Origin of the sequence: Coleofasciculus sp. G3-WIS-01 (assembly GCF_040223135.1) — a bacterium.
In the GTDB taxonomy this organism is placed as follows: domain Bacteria; phylum Cyanobacteriota; class Cyanobacteriia; order Cyanobacteriales; family Coleofasciculaceae; genus Coleofasciculus.
The window spans coordinates 1-6357 of sequence record NZ_JAVJZI010000219.1 but is presented as its reverse complement, the minus strand read 5'-3'; the positions used below and the strand labels follow the sequence as shown (position 1 = coordinate 6357).

General features: G+C 44.6%; 7 protein-coding genes. 3 read left to right on the top strand and 4 right to left on the bottom strand.

Going from position 1 to position 6357, the window contains the following annotated elements:
- Window positions 1-200: 200 nt before the first annotated feature.
- From RIM23_RS22575 to RIM23_RS22560, 4 genes are all read right to left on the bottom strand, one after another.
- The gene (locus RIM23_RS22575) at window positions 201-1670 is read right to left on the bottom strand and encodes a tetratricopeptide repeat protein (protein ID WP_446369516.1); all 1470 of its coding nucleotides are present in this window, start codon (window positions 1668-1670) and stop codon (window positions 201-203) included.
- 136 nt (window positions 1671-1806) lie between these two features.
- Window positions 1807-2571, bottom strand: coding sequence for a DUF4058 family protein (locus RIM23_RS22570; RefSeq protein ID WP_446369514.1), 765 nt, complete (start codon window positions 2569-2571; stop codon window positions 1807-1809).
- 237 nt (window positions 2572-2808) lie between these two features.
- Entirely contained in the window at window positions 2809-3261 is a 453-nt protein-coding gene (locus RIM23_RS22565) for a hypothetical protein (protein WP_446369512.1), read from the bottom strand.
- Window positions 3258-5003: an SLOG family protein gene (locus RIM23_RS22560; RefSeq protein ID WP_446369510.1), complete on the bottom strand. Its 1746-nt coding sequence runs from the start codon at window positions 5001-5003 to the stop codon at window positions 3258-3260. The genes RIM23_RS22565 and RIM23_RS22560 overlap by 4 nt, the downstream gene beginning before the upstream one ends.
- 176 nt (window positions 5004-5179) lie before the next feature.
- Here RIM23_RS22560 and RIM23_RS22555 point away from each other — a divergent pair, with 176 nt between their 5' ends.
- Genes RIM23_RS22555 through RIM23_RS22545 form a run of 3 tightly spaced genes read left to right on the top strand, consistent with a single transcriptional unit; the run spans window position 5180 to window position 6225 of the window.
- Window positions 5180-5677, top strand: coding sequence for a hypothetical protein (locus RIM23_RS22555; RefSeq protein ID WP_446369508.1), 498 nt, complete (start codon window positions 5180-5182; stop codon window positions 5675-5677).
- Window positions 5678-5733: 56 nt separating this feature from the next.
- Window positions 5734-5985, top strand: coding sequence for a hypothetical protein (locus tag RIM23_RS22550; RefSeq protein ID WP_446369506.1), 252 nt, complete (start codon window positions 5734-5736; stop codon window positions 5983-5985).
- Window positions 5986-5988: 3 nt separating this feature from the next.
- Complete coding sequence (locus RIM23_RS22545; RefSeq protein WP_446369504.1) at window positions 5989-6225, top strand: hypothetical protein; 237 nt, start codon at window positions 5989-5991, stop codon at window positions 6223-6225.
- Window positions 6226-6357: the final 132 nt, after the last annotated feature.

The window sequence follows — 6357 nt, the reverse complement described above, 5'->3', positions numbered from 1 at the left end:
ATTTTGATGGAGACGACGGCTCGTATGACCACAACGGGGGCATTTCGCTGTTTTCTTTTGTACCCGAACAGAGACAATTAATGTTTCTTCAGCATCTTGGATATTTTCTGCTATAACTCCCGGCAGGTTTAGGAGCTTAGTTATTTCTCTTTTTATCCTTGCCATTTTTATCTTATTATTTTAAGGTTTATTTTAATAGTTTAGCACACTAAGTACGGAAGACCCGCATTTCCTAGATTTAACAGCGCATTCCATTCTTCTTTGCAGTCATGGAGTTCCTGAGCAATTACCAAATGCTGATGATGATGCTCAATTGCTTTTTTATTATCTCCCAGGTAAGTGTATACAACTCCTAAATCTTGCAAAGCTGTTCCCTCACCCTGGCGGTCTTGAATTTGTCGTGTGATTGCTAAACGCTGCTGATGGTAATCAATTGCTAATTCACACTTTCCGAGAATACGATAAGTAACTGCCAGAACCCCCAAAACCATTGCCACCTTTTGACGATCCTGGAGTTCCCATGCCATCATCAAACCTTGCTCAAAGTACTCAAGTGCTTTGGTATGATACCCTTGCTCGCGGTAGGCAAGTCCCAAAGTTCCAAGAGTTGCCCACTCCTCCTGAGAGTCTTGGAGTTCCCGTACAATCGCCAGATACTCCTGATAGGACTCAACCGCTTTATCATAATCTTTCAGGGCATGGTAGGCACGTCCTAAATCTTTCAGAACTACCGCTTCCCCCTTACGGTCTTGAACTTCCTGCTTAACTATCAAGCACTGCCGATAAAATTCAATAGCCTCCTCATAGTTTTTTAGGGCATAGTCAACACTTCCCAAGGCTCCCAGAGATTGACCCTCACCATAGCGGTCTGTGGTTTCCTGTGCAATCTCCAAGCTCAGCAGCAGATGCTCAGTTGCTTTGTCGTAGTTACCCACAGAAGAGTAAGCCAGTCCCAAATTTAATAAAGCTGTTCCTTCGCCGTAACGATTTTTGACTTCCCGTGCAATGGTCAAACTTTGTTGCTGATACTTCATCGCTTGGTCGTAATCGCCCAGAGAATAGTAAGCAAATCCAAGATTTCCCAGAGCAACTCCTTCACCTTGGCGATCTTGAATTTCCTGAGCGCTCACCAAATGCTGCTTATTGTATTCAATTGCTTTGACATAATCCTCAAGGGAATGGTAAGCATTACCAAGCGCTCCGAGAGCTGACCCTTCTCCTTGGCGATCTCCAATTTCCTGAAAGATGGTCAATGCCTGTTGCCATGAGTGCAAGGCAGCTTGAGATTGACCACATTGTAACTTCTCAACCCCTTGCTGCATTAGTTGGTCTGCTTCTAACTGTTTCCAAATCGATGAGTTACCTGATATTAGTTGTAGGGGGATACCACCATACACACCCAACATCTGACCAGCAAAATTCATTAATTGATTAGAAGTGTTTAAGTCGCCCTGCCCTATCATATTGGCTGCGACCTGTAGCATCGTCTGAACCAAGTCAGCATCAAACAGGTCTGGCTGAGCCAGCAAAATCTCTAGTTCTTGACCACTGGGGCTGTTGAGCAGCGCATAAATTAGCTGATAGTAGGCATTTTGGCGTTCTTCGTCCATTGAGCCTCTCTGGGTATGATGTTCATCTTGCAGGGATGTGCCTGACGGTTGACGTAGCACTTACTTCATCCTTCAATTCGCCTCGACTTCGTTCCAGAAACCTTGTAGAGATTTGTAAACTTTCACCTGCAAGGTGCAATCGCTCTCATCCTGCACTTGAATATATGCATGAAGCGTAGCGATCGCGCTTCTCGAATCACCCTCTCAATAACGTTTCCGCCCACCCCATATCTTCCTCAGAAAGTGGCGGTTGTGGCGGCTGGGAGTAATCGATCGCCAAATAATACCGCCCTTTTTCGTAAACGCGATCAAGCAACGGTTGTAACTCTAAAATTGGCTCCTCTTCACCCAGCATCAGCGGAATCAGTACAGGGGGAATCGATTGTCGTAAGCCAAACGCATATAATTCCCCCGTCGGTCGCCGCTCGCCCCGACAAACTAGAATGCGATAATCCCCCAATTTTTCACTTCTAATCGGAAAAGGTTTGCCACCCCGCAACAGATCGATTTCTACCAGATGAGTCGCACTAGCTAAAACTCGATTTCGTTCGCGTTCGTAAGCCAGTCGCCCTTCCCCAGGACGTTTATTCTTGGGAGACAAAAGCTCAATGACAGTAACGACAGTACCCGTCGCCACGTCTCGAATTTCCAGATACCGCTCGTTTACTTCTTCGGCAGCAGGAACTGTCACCTGCTCAGGTTGAACGGGTAATGATACAGTAGCAACAGATGATGTCGGTTCTGCCGTTTTGCCAGTCAGCACCGCCACATCAGGAATGCCAACTAAAACGCTCTGTTCATCGTTACTAAAGTAAGTCCGCTTTTCAATTTCGACTCGATAGTTCTCACTGAGACAATCTACCAAGTCATCTGCAATTGCCACAATCAAACGGTTATGCACCGCTGACCACAGCTCTGGATTTTCCAGATAGGGGTTCATTCCCGGAAATGGCGAACGCATAGGACAACTTCAGTCACTGAGAGACTTATTCCTCATCGTATCGGTTTTGATAGACAGTGACGAGGGTTGCGATAGCGTTAGCGTTTGCGTAGCATGGTGCGCTAGCAGCAAAGCGATAGCGCAGCGTTAGCGAGGAACGAGCGTCGGCGTTAGCCTAGCGCTGCTGCAAAGCAGATCGCATGATTGCACTGCACTAGGTGCGATCGCTTTCTCAGGACAAACACCGGAGTGGCCTCTCTAACTAGCTTGCAAGTAAGAATTACGGAATCTAGTTTTAGCCATATACCTAGCTTCCTTGACAGTCCATTGCTTGTGAAGAGTCAAATCATCAATACTTTGTAGCCGAACCAAACCCCTATAATCGCCCGTAATTTGAGCAACAACTCTAGCGATCGCCTTACAGCAGGAATCTGGGTACTTGACAACTTGCAACTCAGAAAACCGAATCACCACCCAATTTCTTTCTAAGAAAAACCGATTGCGCTGACTGTCTTTACCCCTATCCACACAATGATGAGGCTTTCCCGTGCGCCCTTCATAAGGTTCATCAATTTCGATATCTATCGCTAAACCTGTCGGTTGATGAACCAGAATAAAATCAGCCGAGTAACGCCAAGATGTACCAGGTATAGGAAAATCACCCCCCATGCAGAAAAGGATAACTGGGTAAAAGCCAGGGGGTTGCCTCATAATTCCACCTCCTGGGAATTAGGTGAATGCTGAAATTGCACCTGTTCTACTACTATTTGCTCCTTCTTCATCGCCATCAATCTTGCTGCCAGTTCAGGCGATGGAGGCGTAGAACCCTCTGTTTCCTTTGCAAAATAAGTGTACCTCTGCTCTTGAGTCCCCTTTTTGTCCGGTTCGTACAAAAGTAACTCTTTTCCTTGGGATAAAGCTTTATTGATGGCATCCTGAGTCCCCCTCGAACCCGCCACTTGCACCACCAGCAACATATCATTTTTGCCAGTAAGCCTGTTGAGCATATCGTCATTGCGATCAAACAATTGAACGGGACTTTTGTAGAACTCGCGGCTGACCAAATGCACATCATCAGTAAGACTCAAAAGTTTGAAATAGCGGTCTTTGTCTTTCTGATTCCATACTCTTTCCTGACCAATACAAGGAACAGAAGCCAATACTTCTATTTTGGGAGTCGCTTTCAATAGCCCCTGGCGCTGTTGTTGGCGAAGCCTCATCGCCTCAATTGCGCCCCACTGGTCAATTCCTGTTGCCATACCCGTTACAAACGTCAGGCGATCGTAATTCAGAGAAAAAGCCGTATCAAAAGCCGTTTTTACCATGTCTCTCAGACTATTTTTAGCCCGTTTATCCCAATTCGGACACGCCTTAAAATACTTGGCACGACTCCCTGAAAAAGCAACGGTCATTGTCGAATCTGCTTCCTTTTGACGTAGCCGCAACGATGCCCGTTCGTAAGCTTTACTCAAAGCAGAAATAAAAGGGCTGTCTGTTCCCTTACCTTCCCAAAAACCCCCATTAACTCTATGTTCGCACGTCTCTAACCAAAGACGACCACCTCGCTTGTCAATTTCTGTAATTAGCTCTGGGTACTGATTCAACTTGGCTTCAAGAATAGAAGCCATTAATTTCTCTCGCTTCGAGCCTAGGGGGACATCTTGTTTAAAATACTGATAAGCTTCTTCTGCATCTTTCCAAAACTTACCGCCAAAGAAAACTGGAAATTTATCTTTAATACCGCTCTGTCTCTTGGTAGCCCAATACTCTGCCACTGTTGTTGGGTTAGTCAAGGATGCTCCCAACCAATCGGGTGATTTACTGTAAATGTTTACGGGGGGTAACATTTGGGTTTGCTTGTTCAGATGTTTTTGTTCTTTGAACTTGGCATGAGAAATCTTGCTCCGATTATTCGATTGTCTTTCTCTCCCATCACCCAATACCACAGGAGTATCACTAACAACTAAATTAGGAACTTTATTCTGAGAAAAGGCAACAGCTATGGCATCGCAACGCTCGTTATGGATGTGACCTGCATGAGCCTGGACGTATCGCCAGTCAATTGGAGCGTCAAGAAGCTGCGACAGTGTAGAATTCAAATTATCCAACTGCTGCCACAATTCCCGGTTTTTTACTAGCTTACCCGATGAGTTGCGCCACCCTTGCAGTTTCCATCCCTCAATCCACTCAGTAATACCCTTTTGAACATACTGACTATCTATATAGAACTCAACGGTTTCTCTTTGACCTGAAGCTAAGAGAAACTCTAACCCCGCGATCGCACCCTTTAATTCCATTTGATTGTTTGTCGTGTTCGACTCCATTCCACCTATCTCATGGGTAGAACCATCGCTGAACACCACAACACAGCCCCAGCCTCCGGGTCCCGGATTTCCAGAACAAGCTCCATCGGAGTATATTTTTTCTATCTTACTGACCATAATAATATACACGAAAACCTATAAACCACTTGAAGGCGGTTATTACTCGATAACTTACTCAAACAAAGCGTAGAGTCCCCTCATACCAATGAATAAAAAAAAATCTACCTAATTCCCGATGGCATCCAATTATAAATGGGCTACCGCCCTTGACGGGGTGACAATAAAAACTTTGTACGCCAATACTCATGTCTAAAAATCAGCCCAATAGTACGCAAAAAACTGCCCTAACCCGTGTTAAATCTACACAGGACAAAATTGCCAGAAAAATCAAATCGATGTTGAAAACTGCAACACCAGAAGAAACTTTGGAAGTGTGGAGGCTAATTAAACGACAGGAACTGAAGAGAACCACTCCAAATTTATCTGATGAGCAGATAGAAAGCGTCGTGCATTCACTAATCCTAGAACTCGGCTATGACATCATCACTATCTCAACTAGCCCAATACCCACATCGGCATTGCAGAAACCCGGAAAGCAGACAGACGAAAGCGTACTGGAGAACTCAGAATCTGATAACGATACTGATGCGGATAACTACAATCTTGAAGACGACGAAGATAACTATTCTGAAGAATTTAATGAACAGCCTGAAGAGAAAACTTCTCGTCGCAAGCAACGGGTTCCTGCTCTGAGAAAAATTGACAACTTAAGGGCTTCTACCCGAAATGGAAGACATTCTTGAACTTCCCTGGATTGAGAATTTTTTGTCTGAAAAGATAAATGAGGTGTCGCATAACCGTGTCCAACGAAAAATGTGAAACTGACAAGCCAACCAAAAATCTCACGACCTACAATAATACTCCTTTTGTTGAAGCAGTAGACTTCCTATCCGACCCATTATCACTGATTCCAGAGATGGAAAATCGGGAAGTAGGAGATGGAGATATTAATCTTCAAAATTTGGAAGACGAACCCACAGCAGGAACGTTAGCCATACTCGAACACATCGAAATCATTGATGATTATTTTCACAGTTGCGGAAGGTGGTAACTCATGTATTTAGCAAAAAATTCATTAGCCAGATATTCGATACAAGCGGTCGAACTTTGGAATCAATTGGAAATGGCTGAAACTCCAGAAGAAGAAGATGCTATTCTAAAAGAAATCTGGGAAAATCAGACAGACCAGGAAATTACTGCTGACACGCAAGCTGAGTTAGCCGACCAACTAGATGCTGAAATCTGTGCGGTCAAAGCACGCTTAAAACATCTGGTGCAACTACCAGGGTGAGAGCATCTCAATTAAGCTTGACAAAAGGAGTTGAGAACAGTAATCATATAGTCATTATTCATCGCCGCATGGAAAGCTTTTTTGCCTGAGACTACGCTTAAAGGATGTCTCCTGATTGAGTGCGTTAAGTGC

Bases quoted from the DNA above. Each gene is read 5' to 3' on its own strand.
- RIM23_RS22570 (WP_446369514.1), bottom strand. From the start codon at position 2,571: ATGCGTTCGCCATTTCCGGGAATGAACCCCTATCTGGAAAATCCAGAG.
- RIM23_RS22565 (WP_446369512.1), bottom strand. From the start codon at position 3,261: ATGAGGCAACCCCCTGGCTTTTACCCAGTTATCCTTTTCTGCATGGGG.
- RIM23_RS22555 (WP_446369508.1), top strand. From the start codon at position 5,180: ATGTCTAAAAATCAGCCCAATAGTACGCAAAAAACTGCCCTAACCCGT.
- RIM23_RS22545 (WP_446369504.1), top strand. From the start codon at position 5,989: ATGTATTTAGCAAAAAATTCATTAGCCAGATATTCGATACAAGCGGTC.